This window comes from Laspinema olomoucense D3b (genome assembly GCF_025370785.1).
Classification (GTDB): domain Bacteria; phylum Cyanobacteriota; class Cyanobacteriia; order Cyanobacteriales; family Laspinemataceae; genus Laspinema; species Laspinema olomoucense.
On record NZ_JAMXFA010000046.1, the window covers coordinates 34,328 to 49,982 of the forward strand.

Sequence of the window (15,655 nt, forward strand, 5' to 3'; positions counted from 1 at the left end):
GCACCCTCAAGGGTGGGGCTATACAGACGAAGCCCGCCTGCGCGGGCTAAACGAATCTTGTTAGGTGCGATCGCATCAAAGTTGGACGATTTATTTCTTGGAATACCCTGAGTGTTTTCACGGCTAGGGGCGCATGAGCTGCACCCCTACTGCTTCATGAACTACAGAGTCTTACGAGAAATTCTCTATAGAGACTGTCCCGTATAGATTGAGCGCACTTCGCCATTGCGACGAATGATGGCTTCGCCGTCTTTGACTTCGACTAAACTCCAGCCGCTTGAGCCGATTGTCTCGCCAATATTCACGCGACGGGGAACGCCATCGACTTCAAATAAGGCAACGGAGCGATCGCCCAGTTCCAGAATTCCCACTAATTTATGCTTGAGACCGGAAACGCTAGAACTGGATGCCGCAGCGGCGGGGACGGGTTCGGATTCTTCCGCTGCGGGATTTTCCGCCCGTTCATTATTCCCAGGGGCTTCTTCTGCCGTGGGGGGGGCGGGTTGGGGAACGGGTGGGGGTGGGGCTGCCACCTGGGGTGGGATGTTAACTGTTCTGGGCGGTTGGGTGGGAGTGGGAGTGGGGGCCGGTTCTGGGGTAGGCGTTTGAGTTGCGGTTGGTGCGGGTGCCGCTGGTTTCGGAGATGCCGCCGGTGCTGGTGCTGCGGGTTTGGGAGATGCTGCTGGTGCTGGTGCTGCGGGTTTCGGCGCTGCTGCAGTAGTTTGAGGCGCTGGCGGGGTCCGAGGAATGGTAACCGTCAGATTGGGTTGAACCAGGGTCGGATTGATGCCACGTTCCAAGGCGATCGCAATCCGATTAAGCACTTCGGCAAGATTCCCTTGATGGGGGGTATTCACTGTCACTTGGGGAGCCGGGACCATCACATTCGGCGGATTAACCGTGACATTCACCGGAGGCGGTGGCGGGGGAATGGGTAAGGCGGTGTTGGGTGGCACTACAGGTTCGGTCGGTTGACCCGCTGCTTGGCGGTCCATGACATCAAGCGATCGCTCCATATAGGCAGCAAAATCCGCGTCTGCCTCGGCTTTCAACTGTTCCGCCGTTTTCGGAGGAGCTACGGCTTCAGGCTGTGCCGGGGCAATTTTTGCCCAGAATTGCTGCAAATATCCCCGATTCCACAACCATAAACCCAGGGTAATCAGGAGCAATCCACAGGCGGACCCTAATAAGAGGCGATCGAATGATTGTCCCTTGCGTCGTTTATCCGTGCGGGTTGCCTTGGCATCCACCGTCGCTTCTGCCGCAGTTTTGGGCATCATCGTCGGCGGGAGGATGATTTGCGGCACCTGCACCGATTGCAAGGTTACCAAATCCGGGGGGGCTGGTTTGGGTTTGCGCGTGCCTCCATCTAAAATCCGGTCTACATCTTGAAACAGGTCATTCATGAGGCGATCGGCGTAGGCATCCACCGACCAATTCGGGGTGCCCACCCCACCTCGCTCCTGTTCCGCCTGGGGTGAGTCTATGGTTTTGGTGCTGATATCCTGAGACATGGCCTTTTTTTTATAAGGGTTAGGGTTAAAGATGCGATCGCAATCATTGGGCGACTACTGGCAACCGGGCAGTTCCCCTCCGATTTTATAACCTAGTTTAGACAATCCGACAGTCCTAATTTTTAGGGCCTAATCCGTTTCAACGAGTTGCACCCATTTATTGTCCTCGCTTTTGCCAGAACGGTCAACCGTGTTTTTGTTACAAACTATTGACAAATTCTGTGGTCATTGGTCATTGGTCATTGGTCCCTCGTGACTTGGCTCTGCCGAGTCATGCGCTCTAGTAGGCTCTGCCTCCTGCTCTCTCACATCGCACCAGAACAGGCGGCAGAGCCGCAAGATGTGCGTGTCACGGCTTCAGCCATGACACGAGACGGAAAGAGATATACTAAACCGAGGCACTCGTCGCCAACTGTCGCCCTTGTAACTCCAGATAAATCAACAAGGCATTAATATCCGCCGGATTCACCCCGCCAATGCGACAAGCTTGACCAATCGTCAAGGGTTTCACTTTGGCTAATTTTTCCCGCGCCTCTTTAGACAATGTGATAATGTTGGCATAATCTAAGTCTGGCGACAGTTTCCGATGTTCTTCCCTTGCCACTTGGTCAATTTGATGTTGCTGCCGTTGGATGTACCCGGAATATTTGATATCAATTTCCGCGCCTTCCCGTTCCTCTAAACTCAAATCCAGATTACTCAGTCCATAACGGTTGAGGTCAACATAATGGAACCCAGGACGGCGCAACAACTCGGCTAGGGTAATTGAGCCTTTAATCTTTTGCTGAATATCAGCGGCGATCGCCACCCCCAATTCCTCATGTTCCTTAATGCGCGTCGTCTCCAACCGTTGTTTTTCTGCTGCGATATTCTCCTGTTTTTGGGTGAATAATTCCCAACGGCGATCGTCAATCAACCCAATCTCCCGTCCCAACGGCGTCATCCGCTGATCCGCATTGTCCGATCGCAACAACAACCGATACTCCGATCGCGAAGTCAACATCCGATACGGTTCCCGCAAATCCTTCGTACACAAATCATCCATCAGCGTCCCCAGGTAACTTTGTTCCCGAGGAAAAATAACTGCATCCTCACCGCGCACTAACCGCGCCGCATTAATCCCCGCCACAATGCCTTGTGCCGCAGCTTCCTCATATCCCGTCGTACCATTAATCTGACCCGCACAGAATAACCCCTCAATTTTCTTCGTCATCAAGGTTGGGTAACACTGCGTCGCCGGTAGATAGTCATACTCCACCGCATAAGCCGGACGTAACATCGTACAATGTTCCAAACCCGGAAGACTCCGCAAGAGTTCCAACTGTAAACTCTCCGGCAGACCCGTAGAAAATCCCTGAATATACAACTCAGGAATATCCCGCCCTTCCGGTTCAATAAAAATCTGGTGCGATTCCTTGTCCGCAAATCGCACAATTTTATCTTCAATACTCGGACAATAGCGCGGACCTTTCGCATCTACCCAGCCCCCATAGACGGGAGATAAATGCAAATTTTCCCTAATCAGGCGATGAGTTTCCGCCGTTGTGCGAGTGAGATGACAAGGCATCTGTTCCCGTTCCACCCAAACCTCTGGGTCAAAACTGAACCAGCGCACCTCCGCGTCCCCCGGTTGCGGTTCCATCTTGCTGTAATCCACCGATCGCCGATCCACTCGCGCCGGAGTCCCGGTTTTCAGCCGTCCCGTCTCAAATCCCAGGCGGTTCAAGGTGTCCGTCAATCCCACCGCAGCAAATTCCCCGGCACGTCCCGCACTCATGGACTTGTTCCCCACCCAGATCGTCCCACCTAGGAACGTCCCCGTGGTTAAAATCACCGCCTTGCAACCAAAGGAGACACCAAAATAGGTTTCCACCCCGATGACATCATCATTGTCACCGAGAACCAGATCCGTGACCATGCCTTCGCGGATAGATAAATTCTCTTGATTTTCGACAATCGTTTTCATAACGTGAGCATATTCCCGCTTATCCGTCTGAGCGCGTAACGCCCAAACAGCGGGACCTCGGGAAGAGTTGAGGACCCGTTTTTGCAGATAAGTGCGATCGGCCATTTTGCCAATTTCGCCCCCGAGTGCATCCACCTCATGAGTGAGTTGGGACTTCGCAGGGCCACCCACTGCGGGATTGCAGGGTTGCCACGCAATCTTATCCAAATTCAACGTCAGCAAAAGGGTGCGACACCCAAGACGTGCCGTAGCGAGTGCTGCTTCACATCCCGAGTGACCCGCACCCACAACAACGACATCAAAAACATCTTGAAACTCTGGTGTTGGCATGGTCATTCTGTCTGGATGGTGTTGGACTCTTTCCTAATCATAGCCCTTCTCATCCCCTTCTACACCGGGATGATGGGGCGCGTCTGGCTCCCTACTCATCTAGTCAGCGAGCCAGATGCTATTATTATCCTAGCCAGCAAGATGCTACAGTCAGCAAGATGTGATGGCCGTAAACCTGTGCGTGGTCCACTTAGCTCTTGCTCGCTAAAATGATTCGATGATTCGATGTAAATGCGTAAGCCGCTTATCACCTTCAATAAAATAGGACGTCGATACAGTAGAGATCACAAACCCAGTTTTTTCCTGGATTAAATTCTGTATCGCCGCCCTAGATTGGAGAGTTAAATTTCGTTCTTAAACGGGTTTTAAGACCGCATCAAGTTATCAAAGAGTTCTGTATCGCGAACGGAGTTAAAGTCAGACTCATGTTGAGCCATCTCTCTAATTTCCGGGTTGAGAGAAATGGCCTGCCGGAGGTTATCCACTGCCATATCTGTATCACTTTTCAAGGCATAGCAGCGGGCTTTTCCGTACCAGGCATCGGCTTTGTCGGAACTGGTGCGAATGGCTTTGTTATACGCTGCGATCGCCTCGTCGTAGCGTTGCAATCGAGTATAGGCCACTCCCTGGCCTAAAAATGCTTCATAACAATCGGGATTAATTTCCGTGGCTTTGTCATACATCTCCACAGCATTTTCATATCTCCCTTCCCGAAATAGCTCATTCCCTTGCTTGACATAAATGCCAAAAATTTCCTGGAATGGTTCCTCCATCCGGGTTTGCATTTTCATCGACTCTTCCAAGGTTGTGCGAGCTTCTGCAATTAAGTTTTGAGTCGCTAAAGCCATTGAAATCAACTCGTTTAATTGAGCTGTACTCTTGGGTTCTTCAGAAAGAGCCAGAGGCATTCCGCTATTCTCACTTTTGACCAAACTCCCCCCTCTTTGTGAGGCCGGGAGTTGAGCTGGAACGGTTGGGCCAAGTTGTTCCCTAACCTCACTTGCAACTTGATTGGCGACGCTTTTTTTCAGCAGCGAAATTCCCGCTAAGGTGGCTGCCACGGGAAGCACCACTAACCCGGCGATCGCAGCCGCTAAGGGACTCACCGTCCGCATAAAGGCACGGTCTACTTCGTCTTGAATCTGCTGTTGAATGGCTGGATCGAGTTCTGAACTTTGTTGTAACACCTCTTGCTGGGCAGCTTCCGATTCCGGGGCCTTCTCCGACTGCTCCTGGCTCTCATTGACTGGAGTGGCTGCCGGAGTGGTTTTAGCCGGTGGGGTGGGGTCCGCAGAGGGGGACGGTTTGGCCGCTTCCGGGGTGGAGGATGCCGGAGTCGGAGCCACGGGGACGAGGGGTTTGGGTGGAGGCGGAGGGCTCGGACGTTGTGCCGTCGCTGCACCCACAGACAGCAAGAGCGTAACCAGGACCAGGGTGCTTTGTCCAGCGATCCTCGCGCACAGCGCGGTGAGCGGCGCTAGATTCAGAGCAGGCGACATCCCTGGATGAACCGCCTGCTTCGACATAAAAAAGGTGAGCCTTACCCTGCGCGGCCCCCTTGTGTTCCCGACTCGATTTTTCATGGTCATGGAAATCTCACCTATTAATCGCTCGACGACTTCACCACTTTGGCATTACTGTAGACGATTCTACCGATTTCTCAGGTCTTAATTTCATTATCTTTAAGGCCAAAAGTCTGCCAACCAAGACAATACAGGACCGGAGCAATGCTGAGTAGGTTATCTTTTTTATCAGTCAAGTTTTTAATCATATCATTACCTCGATCGCCTATCAAGAGGGTCAAAATCCATCTCCCAGGGGGTCGGGGTAGATATTAAATAAACAGGACAAGACACCGAGTTTCTAGCCCAGATTTGGTGCTAATTGGCAGAGCTTTGGTAAAAAAACCCGGTTGTCTTCCCTAAACTGAAGCGATCCCAGACTCTGCTATAAAGGGGATGGAAAGTCAATATTCTATCTAAATTCCAGCGATGGAGGGCGGGGCAAAACATGGGAACGCAATGGGAAAATTTCCTGCAAAATCTGGGAGAGTGGGAAGGGTCGTTCACGCGACTCTCACCCACTGGAACCGTACTCGAAGACACCCCCACGCGACTTTCATTGGAGGGATTAGACGAAAATCAACGGGTGCGCTTCACCCTCCAATTTTTTGCCCCAGGGGCGAACCGGGAGACGGACCAACCCGTTAGGGAATTGGTCCAAGATTACCAATCCTTGGGGCGGCATATTTTATTTTTTGACTCGGGGGCGTTTTCCCAGGCGTCGATGCAACTCTCCCCTGTTTCTACTTTGCTGATTGAGTTTGGATTCATCTGGGGTAACCGTCGCCTGCGGGCAGTGCATCAATTTGCGGTGGGGGGTGAGGCGGAACGATTTACCCTGGTGCGAGAAAAGCGGGTGGGTGCGGGGGCGACGGAAAATCCGCCCCTGACCCTAGAGCAACTGTTGGGACGGTGGGAGGGGGAAGCGCAAACGCTTTTTCCAGATTTGCGAAATCCGGAGACTTTCAAAACGACTCTGGAGGTGCAAAGAACGGGGACGGAGGGTGTGGAGCAACGGATTACTTTGGCGAGTGGCAATCATCGCCCTCATGAAATCCGGTCTAGGGGGCGGGTTGAGGGGTCGATGCTGGAGTTTGAGGGGGGTGCTCGTCCGGTCCGGGTGTTGATGCTGCCGGATGGGGCTTCTCTGACTTTTCCTCACCGGGTGGAGGTGGGGCAGATGTTCTTTTTAGAGGCGGGTTGGTTAATTGAACCCAACCTGCGGCAGCGGTTAATGGGTAGTTACAATCAGAGGGGAGAATGGACGAGTGTGACTCTAGTGACTGAGCGCAAGGTTGGATAAGGTGGGGAAGGGGTGGGGGTTAGACTAATGAACAGGAGCGTTGTAGGGCTTTTTGGAGTAAGGCTTGATATTCCCGATCGCTGATGGTGTAGGCTCCAAATCGGTCCAAATGGGGGTTGCTCATTTGGGCATCAAACAAGATAAACTGGCGATCGCGCAGTCGTTCCACTAGCTTCACCATCGCTACTTTTGACCCTTCCGGAATTCGATAAAACATCGACTCGCCAATAAAAGCTCCCCCGATCGCAATTCCCAGAATCCCCCCAGCGAGGGTATCTCCTTGCCAGGTTTCAAAACTATGCGCCCAGCCTTGGGAGTAAAGTTCCCAATAAATTTCTTTTAATTCAGGAGAAATCCAAGTCGTCTGGCGATCGGAACAACCTTCTACCACCGCCTTAAAATCTCGGTCGATCGCCACGGTGAACCGTTCTTGATTCAGGGCGCGATTCAGGGATGAAGGATAGCGGAAGCGATCGTCTAGGGGAATCAGCGCTCGCTTACGACTGGAGTACCACCCTACGCTCTCATCGCCCACATTCGCCATTAAAAAATAGCCTTGGGCGTAACCTTGGATGATTGACGGAATATCAAATTCCATGAACTTAGCCGGTTAAAAAATGGAGAAATTGCAGACAGACACAAGAGAGGAACGGCTTAAAAAGGGAAGAAAGTGCTGCCCTCAAACCGGCTCACGACTTAAAAATATCATGAAACTGAGGGAATACTCTGACTCAGAATGAAGAATCAAGGATCAAGTCCAACGTCCCGACTTGCTATCGTTCTCTTCTGTTTGTAGTCAGGACTTACCCATGAACACTATATCTAGCGTAGCGATCAAGGCTCCTAAATTCTACCCCGTTTTGATGCATCCGCTCTCACTCTTCTACATCTTCGATGTCTTCCAGTCGTTCCAGCATTTCTTGGTATTCGTCAATATGCTAAATGACCGCCACTGGTTTGCCGTCTCGCAGAACAATTTGCGGTTTTGAGCGTTTGGTCTCCATGCCGATCGCCTCCTGTTTTTCTCATGCTTTATTCTATCATGCGATCGCTTTCTATATCCCCTGGGATTTCCTGTTGGCAAAAGCTAAAACTGTGGGTGGCTCTTGTTGGGAGACGCGCTCTTATCGGCGTCTCTACAGGAATTTTTCTGTGGGGGGTTCTTGTTGGGAGACGCGATCCTATTATTTGTGCTGAATTAACCTTAATAAATTAGTCCGCGAAGGCAGAATGATACTGTGTAAACGCGATTTCAATCGCCCCGGTTTATCCGCCTACGGTAACTTATAACTGGAAATTCGCATGGTTAATTTTCCTTGGCGAGGGTCTCTGTTTGACACAAATGCCCCCTCTTCTGTCTCTCCTTTGGCTAAAAATTCGATTTCTTGTTCTCCCATTGAATAAGTAATTCCATCAATTTCTAATTCGGCAATCACATGAACTGAAGCGACGGTTTCTCCCCCTTCGTTTTGTACCCGAAAGGGGACGTAAAATTGCTGGTTGCGTTCTTGAATCTGTCCCTTTGGCGTTACGGAGAGAATCGGCGGGCGATCGCCCTGGGTCATCCAGTCATAACTCACCAATCCAATCAGAATCGCCACGATTGACAAAGCAATGCTAAATGTCACCCATTCCGCAGGCGATCGCCCTGCAATTTCTTGGCGTCGTCTATCGTTTTGTTGCGTCTGTTTGCTTTGCGTCTCTTTCATTTCTGATGTCATACCGCTAACCTCCCCGCTGCACCGCCGATCGCTGCTGGAAGTCCCAATATTATACTATGACTCAGCCAAATTTGCCAAGGATCGCTAAAGTTAAGTTTCTGGAAAAACCACAACATCACCACCGATGCACCCAAAGATACTAAATAGCAAATTAAGGTTTCTCCTAACGGATCTTGAAATATCCCTCGCTGTTTATATCGTCTTTTTTGTCCCCGAAATCCCGCTGCAAATACAATACAGTAAGAAATCAGCAAAGAAGAAACCACAACGGCAATTTGCCAAGGGGGAGAACTCGCCGCCGCCAGCATGGAAACTTCATCGGTAGGTGCGATGTTAAAGGCAATAAAAATTGCCCCGATTAAAGTGGCACCCAAATCGGCTAAATTGTTTTCTATTTCTGTTGGTTTTGTTGAATTGCCTTTGGTGTTATTATTCTCCAAATTTAATTCAAAGCGATCGCCACTCATCAATGACGTTGCCAGCGCTACCCCTAACGAAAAGGGCAATCCTTCAAAAATCGCTTTTCCCAGTGCTTCATTCAGAGGCGTGTGAATATCGATTTGTCGCAATAATATCAACACCACTGTTGCCGAAACCAAGCCGATCGCGATCGCTTCCACACTCTCCATCGCCGTATCCCGCCATCGCATCTCGATATCTTGGTTGCGCCGAAATCCCGCCGTGCGATTGAAGAAAAACACCACCAAATAGGTAATCGCCAGCGCCACCAGTCTCATCGACGCTTTACTATACGAACCGATCCACCACACTTCCATCGTGTACAATAGGGGAATTCCAAACAAAAATCCTCCAGAAATCCCCCGAATTAGCTCATCCGATTCTTCCGCCCATTCCCATTTTTGGTGAGACTTTCCCTCGCGCTTTCCCATCATCTTTCAAAATTTCAACCTTGCTTTTTACTACAGGAATGATTCATTTTCTATTTTTTATAGTTTTATATTTTATAATTATATTCTGCCCTATGGCATCATCCTTCCGATAGATTTTTGCAGCTCTTTTCGGGACTTTGAATAGAGATAAGATAAGGAGATTAAGTTGTTACTACAAACGGGAAGATAACGGCTGAAGTCGTGATTTTGAATAGAGATAAGATAACGAAATCAAGTCGTTACTACAAACATCGGATCACGACTCATATTGTGATTTGGAACTAGGGGAACGACTGAAATTGTCACACCGAACTGGAGGGGTCATTTTTCAGGGTTCATCTTTGATCGCGGTTTAGGGTGGGTATGAGGGAGAATGTACTATAAAATTGGGAAATAGTAATGTCACATTCAATGCCCATGAGTGAACCCATTAAACCGATTACGTTGCCCCCAATGAGTAATCCTCAACAGGAGGGGAAATGGTTGCAGGCTGCTTTACATCAGTGGCTCGATCGCGAGTTTATTCCCGAGGCAGTCAACCACCAGATTGCGGAACGAGCGACGCAAATTTTTGTCCGTCAGCGACTCGAAGGCGAGAATGACCTAGGGTCTTTGGTGATTGCGATCGTGACTGAAATGCAGGCGTTTGATTTTTCTAAAAGTTTTTATGGGGAATTTGCGATCGCGAATGCCGTCAGTGACTTACTGTTGGATAGTCTGGGGATTGATCGCTGTTGTGGACAATAACCTGGGGAGCGTCGGGATTTTAGATTTTAGATTTTAGATTTTAAAAGTCTGATCTAAAATCCAAAATCCACGCTCTATATAGCTTTGGACTACCAGCTAGACTTGACAACCCCAGGGAGGAGTCCTTCGTGGGCCATTTCGCGAATCACGTTCCGAGAGAGTCCGAAATCGCGATAAAACCCTCTGGGACGTCCCGTCAGCCAGCAACGGTTGCGGACCCGGTTTGGGGCGCTATTGCGGGGGAGTTGTTGAAGTTGGCGGTGAATTTGCAATTTTTCTTCTGGATCCGTCGCGGCGGCAAATTGCGCTTTTAACTCAAATCGCTTATCGATGTACTTGTCAACGAGCGCTTTGCGTTTCTTTTCCCGCTCGATCATGGATTTCTTAGCCATGTAATGATTCTCATCCCTTAAAAAAGACAGCATCTTTCACTGTACATCATTTCACCTCAAAAAAACAATCCCTCTCAATAGTTAGAGAGGGATTGCTTTTGCTTTACCGGGTCAGGATTTTGGGTGCAATTCTTTCATGAGTTCATTGAAAAGCAGTTCTACACCTTTCGCGGCAGTCTGGGAACATATCAGCTTTCCAAAACGCTTTTTCGCCTCACCCTTTTTTACCGGGGCCGTCGCTTTGCCATCAGTTCCCAGTAACGCAGGGAGATCAAGAGTAAGGTTTAGACTTTGCTCTAGTTGACTGAGGATAGCAGGGGAAAGCAAGGGCCCGAGTTGAGTCTTGAGAGTTGCGATCGCATCCTGTTTCTGTTTTTCCAATAACCGGGAATGGTAAATCTCAGGGTTATCGTTATATTGCCGAGTCCGGGTATCGTAGAACTCAGCCAGTTGTTTTGAGATCTCGGTATCGGGGCGAGCTTTCACGGGTGCGATCGTCGTGACAATCCATAAATAGAGCATTTGGCGCGATATCTTGGATCCGCTTTTCTGGGTTGATTCTTTATCACCGGATGAGTGTTCAATCCCACCATAGCCCAGACGCTGTTTAAAACGGGCTCGCCAATTGCGATAATCACCGGAACCCATGAACCGCTCGATCGGGAAAATGTGGGAGATGACCCAACAACGAGTTCTCATCCCCATCCCTAACTCTTCCATCACTCGGTTATAAACCCTGAGTTCTGGTTGTCTCAAGAGAGCCCCTAGCTTTTCCTCTATCTGGATCTCCCAGTCGGTTAACTGGCAGAGTTGACGGGCTAGATTACGGGAATATTCAGAGATTTCAATCCCATAAGTAGGGGCGATCGAGATCTCGTAAAGTTTTTCGTAATAGCGATGATTGGTTTTGAGGTTTCGCTCTCGACCGGCAAGAAAACACCATAACGGGACCTGTCCATCTATAGCGCGTTGTGAATCTTTCAACGCTGCCTCTGGAAATTCCCGGGCGAGTTGCTGCCTGAGTCGGTTGATAATCGGACTCTGGATCCGATTTAAGCTTTGAAGTTGGTGACATCCATCTCTCATTGGCACGATGAAATTCTCATGCTCATATCCCAAAAATGCCTCTGGATAATTCCAGAAACCGAGGGCATAAGCGGCGAGGGCGAGCGCGTCAGCAGCATCATTCTTATCGGGTAACTTTTTAGATTTCCGAAAGGATGCAACTTCCGAGTGCCCGACCCAGAGTATTTTCACCCCGTGACTTTTTAAAACATGAGCCCATATCCATGAGTAATGTACTCCCGTGGGTTCCATTACCACCGCGTCAGGGTTTAGGGCGAGCAATTCTTTGATTCCGTCCCGGTTAGAATATAACCGAGGGAATGATTTTGAGTTCTCTTTAAAATAGAGTTTGAGGTTGTAAGGTGCTTCTGTTAGCGGGCAAGCTACAACATTATCCTTACTGACGTCAAGCCCAATAACGACTGATTTTGATTCCATGAATTTTCAAGGTTGTAACTGGGTGGGATTGCGCTAAATTTCCCCTTTCTTTCAGGGCCACGAATCACCCGAATAGGAAACAATTCACTGTCAAGCCTCTAAAGGGTTAGGCGCTATAGAGGCAATAGTCTGATCCACGAAAGATGTAAACCTTAAAAGGTCATTTCATTCTCAAGACCCCGATCTATTGCCAAGCACCACCGGGTCAAAGACCCGGGCGGTTCAATTGCGCTATCTCCCCGCGATCCTCCCTTTGGGGGAAGATTTCGATCCAGCGATAGCTATGGATCAGGCGATCGCCATCAGTGCGATCGCCTCTGGCAGAAGCCAGTCATCAGGCGGGGATTAGGGGATTAAAATCTTGGATACCCTCTCCTCTATGGAATCGCGTGCTTCCTCAAGAGCTTCAACCAAATAGAGTGCTTGCTCATCCTGGAAAATGGCGCGGTTTCCATTAGCCCAAATAACACGAGCTTCACAAGCGGTATCAGACAACTGAACCTCGGCAATTTGGGCTAAATTAACCCAACGGTTGCCCGGTAATAAAACCATCCAAGTGCTTGGTACTTTCACAATTGTTGTAGTCATGATAGGATTAGATTTAGGAAAGCGAATTGATTTACTAGGGAGCCTTTTAGGGGGGTCCCTTTCCCCGTTTTAATCAAGGCTAAATTTGGGGACGGTATGCAACCTTAAGGTTGCGATTAGGGTAGAGACGCCGATATGCACAAAGTACGTTATCTACCTCTTTTCTTTTAGCGAGTTGAGCGTGAATAACCTCCAATCCTTTATCGTCAGTTGAGATAACAAGCCAAGGATAGAGAGAATCTTTTTTAGGGTTGTATTCTTTCATCAAAGTTGCACCTGAACAAACTGTATAAATACAAAGTGAGATAAGCTAGGTAAGGGTTTGAGACTGAAAGTGCTATACTGTATAACAGTACAATCACAGGATAATTAACTTCCAAAGATGACGTTATTTAGACTCATCTTTTGCTGTAAAAGTAGTTAACTATCGCCATTTTCTCATGAGGAGAAAGGGATAATGCCTCCGCAGAGGCAGCACTCAAAAAAGAGCTATGCACTTCTTCCGTTGAGCATTGCAACAGCCTCGCCAGTGCCTCGGATAATCGCAAGATTGCAATGAGTTGAATTGCCGTGAACTCGAACTGATTCCCCTCTAACTCAGCAGGAATCATGGATTCTAAAACTACATCTAACCCTTCAGAATTCATCGCATCTACGAAGCGCTTATAATCCTCTGGGGTCCCTTTGAACTTCCTGCGTTGATATTCATTCATCTCATTAACCCCTTGCCTTGATCGTGACTACTGGGAAGGGGATTAATTCGAGACCCGGGGAAGATTGAGCTAAAGCCGTGGCTAGATTTTGGGTATAGGTCGTTTATCAGTCGGTCATGACCCAAGGATGATCGGGGTATGTCAGGGTCATGACCCGCGCATACCCCAAGGATATTCGCCGGATACTCGCAAGATACTCGCGGCATAACCGGGGGATAACCTGGGGATAACCCGGTTATCCCATTAGGATGACTCTGGGATAACTCTGGGACAACCAGGGAGTCTAAGCACAGATCAGTTTTGTCTAGAGTCGGGGATACCTGGGAAGGATCTGGGTTGATCGGGGATACCGGGGACAGCTCTGGGTGGATCTGGGTGGATGCGATCGCATCTGGGGAACTCTCAGCGCGATCGCCTTCCAGTTCCTCGGTAGGGGCCTCTAGTAAATTTTCCTCCAAAAAAGCGTCGATGCTGTCTAGGACGCTTTCAACATAAGCAATCAAGTCACTCTTGCGGGTATAGCGCGAGTAGCCAGTAATCTCGCGATCGCGGCAAAACTGCTTAATCGCTTCAACGGTCATCGCCTCCAAGTTGGGGCGCGAGTAGGTGCTCATCTTTTTTCTCTCCTGACAGAAAGGTGATATAGACAGAGGAAAGGACAGGTCGCATCAATGCACCCTGATAACGGACAGCATCTCGCTGCCTGTCCATTCGTGTTGTTTCTTGTATGTCATTCTGGCATGACACACTGACTTCTGTCAACCTGTCACGCCAAAATGTCATGCCAATAAGTCATAATGAAAAGAGAACAAAATGCTGAAAGACAGGAAGGTGGTTCCCTATTGGAGGCACTACGAATTGACCGAACTCAGTTAACTCAGGAGGAACTATGCAGGAGATGCGGGATCCCCCTGAGAACTTATGCTCGTTGGGTTTCAGGTGAAACCCAGGGACGGCCTACAATTTCCCAGGTCAAAGCCCTATGTCGTGAGCTGGGAGTGTCGATCGATGAGTTGCCGGATGACTTCGGACCGATAGTGCGATCGCACTCCCAAGAGGAGGGCGAATAAAAACAAACCCTCTGTCGTTCGTGACAGAGGGCCCCTTTAGATTGCGATTAAGACAGAGGAGGATTTTGGAGCAATGCTAGGGAACGAGTCGAGTCAGGATCCATCGGTTGAAATTATCACAGAGGCTATCGAGGCCCTGTACAGGGATTGGTATTACCTCCCCTGCTCTTGCGGCACAAGCCATCGGCGGCTATTTTTCCCTAGGACTAAAACGGGATGGAGAGAATTTTGCTCTTTCTGTAATGGTCTTGGTTTCCGTGCGATGAGGGTTGAGCAGATGGCTGAAAAAATCGAATGCCCTCGTTGCGAGGGAACCGGGGAATATCGCGCCTATTACCGGGTGCAAGATGACGCAGAGATTACCGGCTACGAGATTACCGGGGAACTTCACTGGATCCGGTACAGTTGTGGGTTTTGTGACGGGACCGGGGAGGTAGATCCGGATACCGCTTATTGGTGTGACGAGTGCAACGGAACCGGCGTGGATTCAGAGGGTGAAGAGTGTTCAGCTTGCCATGCTACAGGGATTGATGAAGATGGACCTTGGGCTGATGACTTTATAGAGGATACCGGGAACGATGAACCAACTTTCTCTGTTTGACCCTGAAAAATACTCAACCCCATCAAGCGATGGTAAACCGGATTGGTTCTACGACACGCATGATGGGGAGGAGTATGTTCCCTCTGTTAGCCCGAAAAAAGAAGAAAACGGATCTACCGAAACTTCCAAGGCAAGGGTGGATAGGTCTCAGGATGATGACATCAGCATACCCGGTCAATTCTCTCCAGTCAAATCAACCCAGAAAATCACCGGCGGGGGAAATTCAACGCCAGGGGAAGAAGTTATCCCCAGTGCGATCGCTTTCCCTTCCCCAGGGGTTGAAAGTTTAGACAGCAGCGCCAGCGGCGATCGGCATATTGGAATCTGTCGCACCGCTGGGGAAAATCTTGACAGCAGCGGCGAGGGCGATCGTCAGGTCACCGGGGATCGCACCGGCGCACCACAGGACTCTAAAAATCTGGGAATGCTAGGGAACGTCAGTGGCGATTGCTCCTGTTCTATAGCATCAAACTCAAACCCTTTAACCGAGATGGAAGGGAAGGCTATCTGGGATAACCTGATTTTTGGCCGAAAAACAGAGAATCCCGGTAGAGTCGCTTGTAAAACTACCGGGAACTCAGGCGATCGCAACCCAGGGAGGAACGATCATCAAAGGGTGGAATCCCACGATTCTACACTAGATATGGTGTCAGATGACAGCTCCAGGAGCGCTATATCTAGGGTTTGCTGAAAAAGTTATAAAAAGCAGGGGGGGTAAATGAACAAGAGGCCCCTATTCCTGCACCAATAAACAG

19 protein-coding genes are annotated in these 15,655 nt (G+C 49.5%); 7 read left to right on the forward strand and 12 right to left on the reverse strand.

What is annotated here, in order from left to right; all coding sequences use genetic code 11:
* Window positions 1-185: 185 nt before the first annotated feature.
* The 3 genes from NG792_RS24615 to NG792_RS24625 all read right to left on the reverse strand — a co-directional run bounded on the left by NG792_RS24615 (window position 186) and on the right by NG792_RS24625 (window position 5,309).
* Window positions 186-1,514, reverse strand: coding sequence for a hypothetical protein (locus NG792_RS24615; protein ID WP_261198704.1), 1,329 nt, complete (start codon window positions 1,512-1,514; stop codon window positions 186-188).
* Between the two features lie 388 nt (window positions 1,515-1,902).
* Complete coding sequence (mnmG, locus tag NG792_RS24620; protein WP_261237131.1) at window positions 1,903-3,816, reverse strand: tRNA uridine-5-carboxymethylaminomethyl(34) synthesis enzyme MnmG; 1,914 nt, start codon at window positions 3,814-3,816, stop codon at window positions 1,903-1,905.
* Between the two features lie 359 nt (window positions 3,817-4,175).
* Window positions 4,176-5,309: a tetratricopeptide repeat protein gene (locus tag NG792_RS24625; RefSeq protein WP_261237133.1), complete on the reverse strand. Its 1,134-nt coding sequence runs from the start codon at window positions 5,307-5,309 to the stop codon at window positions 4,176-4,178.
* Between the two features lie 511 nt (window positions 5,310-5,820).
* Here NG792_RS24625 and NG792_RS24630 point away from each other — a divergent pair.
* Window positions 5,821-6,675: a DUF3598 family protein gene (locus tag NG792_RS24630; RefSeq protein ID WP_261237134.1), complete on the forward strand. Its 855-nt coding sequence runs from the start codon at window positions 5,821-5,823 to the stop codon at window positions 6,673-6,675.
* A gap of 19 nt (window positions 6,676-6,694) precedes the next feature.
* Here NG792_RS24630 and aat read toward each other — a convergent pair whose 3' ends face one another.
* Window positions 6,695-7,273 carry a leucyl/phenylalanyl-tRNA--protein transferase gene (aat, locus tag NG792_RS24635; protein ID WP_261237135.1) on the reverse strand — a complete coding sequence of 193 codons (579 nt, stop codon included), beginning with the start codon at window positions 7,271-7,273 and terminating at the stop codon, window positions 6,695-6,697.
* Between the two features lie 344 nt (window positions 7,274-7,617).
* Here aat and NG792_RS24640 point away from each other — a divergent pair, with 344 nt between their 5' ends.
* On the forward strand, window positions 7,618-7,872 hold the full coding sequence (locus NG792_RS24640) for a hypothetical protein (protein ID WP_261237136.1): 255 nt from the start codon (window positions 7,618-7,620) through the stop codon (window positions 7,870-7,872).
* Between the two features lie 77 nt (window positions 7,873-7,949).
* Here NG792_RS24640 and NG792_RS24645 read toward each other — a convergent pair whose 3' ends face one another.
* Together NG792_RS24645 and NG792_RS24650 are read right to left on the reverse strand one after the other, a co-directional pair.
* A complete protein-coding gene (locus tag NG792_RS24645; protein WP_261198686.1) occupies window positions 7,950-8,396 on the reverse strand; it encodes a TIGR02588 family protein in 447 nt (148 codons plus the stop codon).
* Window positions 8,393-9,289: a TIGR02587 family membrane protein gene (locus NG792_RS24650; RefSeq protein ID WP_317619404.1), complete on the reverse strand. Its 897-nt coding sequence runs from the start codon at window positions 9,287-9,289 to the stop codon at window positions 8,393-8,395. Before NG792_RS24650 ends, NG792_RS24645 begins: the two co-directional genes overlap by 4 nt.
* A gap of 414 nt (window positions 9,290-9,703) precedes the next feature.
* Between NG792_RS24650 and NG792_RS24655 the strand changes: the two genes are divergently transcribed.
* Window positions 9,704-10,033, forward strand: a complete 330-nt coding sequence (locus NG792_RS24655; protein WP_254563839.1) for a DUF8822 family protein — start codon at window positions 9,704-9,706, stop codon at window positions 10,031-10,033.
* 89 nt (window positions 10,034-10,122) lie between these two features.
* On the opposite strand, the gene rpsN is transcribed toward NG792_RS24655, so the two are convergent.
* Window positions 10,123-10,425, reverse strand: coding sequence for a 30S ribosomal protein S14 (rpsN, locus tag NG792_RS24660; RefSeq protein ID WP_261198685.1), 303 nt, complete (start codon window positions 10,423-10,425; stop codon window positions 10,123-10,125).
* Window positions 10,426-10,536: 111 nt separating this feature from the next.
* Window positions 10,537-11,928 carry an IS110 family transposase gene (locus NG792_RS24665; RefSeq protein ID WP_261237137.1) on the reverse strand — a complete coding sequence of 464 codons (1,392 nt, stop codon included), beginning with the start codon at window positions 11,926-11,928 and terminating at the stop codon, window positions 10,537-10,539.
* Window positions 11,929-12,115: 187 nt separating this feature from the next.
* On the opposite strand from NG792_RS24665, the gene NG792_RS24670 reads away from it, so the two are divergent.
* Entirely contained in the window at window positions 12,116-12,277 is a 162-nt protein-coding gene (locus NG792_RS24670; RefSeq protein ID WP_261237139.1) for a hypothetical protein, read from the forward strand.
* Here the strand turns inward: NG792_RS24670 and NG792_RS24675 are convergent.
* The 4 genes from NG792_RS24675 to NG792_RS24690 all read right to left on the reverse strand — a co-directional run bounded on the left by NG792_RS24675 (window position 12,274) and on the right by NG792_RS24690 (window position 13,843).
* Window positions 12,274-12,516: a hypothetical protein gene (locus NG792_RS24675; protein WP_261237140.1), complete on the reverse strand. Its 243-nt coding sequence runs from the start codon at window positions 12,514-12,516 to the stop codon at window positions 12,274-12,276. The genes NG792_RS24670 and NG792_RS24675 overlap by 4 nt on opposite strands.
* 79 nt (window positions 12,517-12,595) lie before the next feature.
* Window positions 12,596-12,781 carry a hypothetical protein gene (locus NG792_RS24680; RefSeq protein WP_261237141.1) on the reverse strand — a complete coding sequence of 62 codons (186 nt, stop codon included), beginning with the start codon at window positions 12,779-12,781 and terminating at the stop codon, window positions 12,596-12,598.
* A gap of 133 nt (window positions 12,782-12,914) precedes the next feature.
* The gene (locus tag NG792_RS24685) at window positions 12,915-13,229 is read right to left on the reverse strand and encodes a hypothetical protein (RefSeq protein ID WP_261237142.1); all 315 of its coding nucleotides are present in this window, start codon (window positions 13,227-13,229) and stop codon (window positions 12,915-12,917) included.
* On the reverse strand, window positions 13,226-13,843 hold the full coding sequence (locus tag NG792_RS24690; RefSeq protein ID WP_261237143.1) for a Rho termination factor N-terminal domain-containing protein: 618 nt from the start codon (window positions 13,841-13,843) through the stop codon (window positions 13,226-13,228). Before NG792_RS24690 ends, NG792_RS24685 begins: the two co-directional genes overlap by 4 nt.
* Window positions 13,844-14,026: 183 nt before the next feature.
* Here NG792_RS24690 and NG792_RS24695 point away from each other — a divergent pair, with 183 nt between their 5' ends.
* The 3 genes from NG792_RS24695 (at window position 14,027) to NG792_RS24705 (ending at window position 15,591) form a co-directional block, all read left to right on the forward strand.
* Entirely contained in the window at window positions 14,027-14,299 is a 273-nt protein-coding gene (locus NG792_RS24695; protein ID WP_261237144.1) for a helix-turn-helix domain-containing protein, read from the forward strand.
* 277 nt (window positions 14,300-14,576) lie between these two features.
* Window positions 14,577-14,900, forward strand: coding sequence for a hypothetical protein (locus NG792_RS24700; RefSeq protein WP_261237145.1), 324 nt, complete (start codon window positions 14,577-14,579; stop codon window positions 14,898-14,900).
* Window positions 14,878-15,591, forward strand: a complete 714-nt coding sequence (locus NG792_RS24705; RefSeq protein ID WP_261237147.1) for a hypothetical protein — start codon at window positions 14,878-14,880, stop codon at window positions 15,589-15,591. The genes NG792_RS24700 and NG792_RS24705 overlap by 23 nt, the downstream gene beginning before the upstream one ends.
* The last annotated feature ends 64 nt before the right edge of the window (window positions 15,592-15,655 follow it).

What these genes read in the sequence shown, in the direction of transcription:
- NG792_RS24705 (WP_261237147.1), top strand. Translation starts at nt 14,878, where the DNA reads ATGAACCAACTTTCTCTGTTTGACCCTGAAAAATACTCAACCCCATCA.
- NG792_RS24625 (WP_261237133.1), bottom strand. Translation starts at nt 5,309, where the DNA reads ATGTCGCCTGCTCTGAATCTAGCGCCGCTCACCGCGCTGTGCGCGAGG.
- NG792_RS24630 (WP_261237134.1), top strand. Translation starts at nt 5,821, where the DNA reads ATGGGAACGCAATGGGAAAATTTCCTGCAAAATCTGGGAGAGTGGGAA.
- NG792_RS24685 (WP_261237142.1), bottom strand. Translation starts at nt 13,229, where the DNA reads ATGAATGAATATCAACGCAGGAAGTTCAAAGGGACCCCAGAGGATTAT.
- NG792_RS24645 (WP_261198686.1), bottom strand. Translation starts at nt 8,396, where the DNA reads ATGACATCAGAAATGAAAGAGACGCAAAGCAAACAGACGCAACAAAAC.
- NG792_RS24695 (WP_261237144.1), top strand. Translation starts at nt 14,027, where the DNA reads ATGAAAAGAGAACAAAATGCTGAAAGACAGGAAGGTGGTTCCCTATTG.
- NG792_RS24615 (WP_261198704.1), bottom strand. Translation starts at nt 1,514, where the DNA reads ATGTCTCAGGATATCAGCACCAAAACCATAGACTCACCCCAGGCGGAA.
- NG792_RS24640 (WP_261237136.1), top strand. Translation starts at nt 7,618, where the DNA reads ATGACCGCCACTGGTTTGCCGTCTCGCAGAACAATTTGCGGTTTTGAG.
- NG792_RS24680 (WP_261237141.1), bottom strand. Translation starts at nt 12,781, where the DNA reads ATGAAAGAATACAACCCTAAAAAAGATTCTCTCTATCCTTGGCTTGTT.
- mnmG (WP_261237131.1), bottom strand. Translation starts at nt 3,816, where the DNA reads ATGACCATGCCAACACCAGAGTTTCAAGATGTTTTTGATGTCGTTGTT.
- NG792_RS24665 (WP_261237137.1), bottom strand. Translation starts at nt 11,928, where the DNA reads ATGGAATCAAAATCAGTCGTTATTGGGCTTGACGTCAGTAAGGATAAT.
- NG792_RS24655 (WP_254563839.1), top strand. Translation starts at nt 9,704, where the DNA reads ATGAGTGAACCCATTAAACCGATTACGTTGCCCCCAATGAGTAATCCT.
- NG792_RS24675 (WP_261237140.1), bottom strand. Translation starts at nt 12,516, where the DNA reads ATGACTACAACAATTGTGAAAGTACCAAGCACTTGGATGGTTTTATTA.
- rpsN (WP_261198685.1), bottom strand. Translation starts at nt 10,425, where the DNA reads ATGGCTAAGAAATCCATGATCGAGCGGGAAAAGAAACGCAAAGCGCTC.
- NG792_RS24690 (WP_261237143.1), bottom strand. Translation starts at nt 13,843, where the DNA reads ATGAGCACCTACTCGCGCCCCAACTTGGAGGCGATGACCGTTGAAGCG.
- NG792_RS24700 (WP_261237145.1), top strand. Translation starts at nt 14,577, where the DNA reads ATGGCTGAAAAAATCGAATGCCCTCGTTGCGAGGGAACCGGGGAATAT.
- NG792_RS24650 (WP_317619404.1), bottom strand. Translation starts at nt 9,289, where the DNA reads ATGATGGGAAAGCGCGAGGGAAAGTCTCACCAAAAATGGGAATGGGCG.
- aat (WP_261237135.1), bottom strand. Translation starts at nt 7,273, where the DNA reads ATGGAATTTGATATTCCGTCAATCATCCAAGGTTACGCCCAAGGCTAT.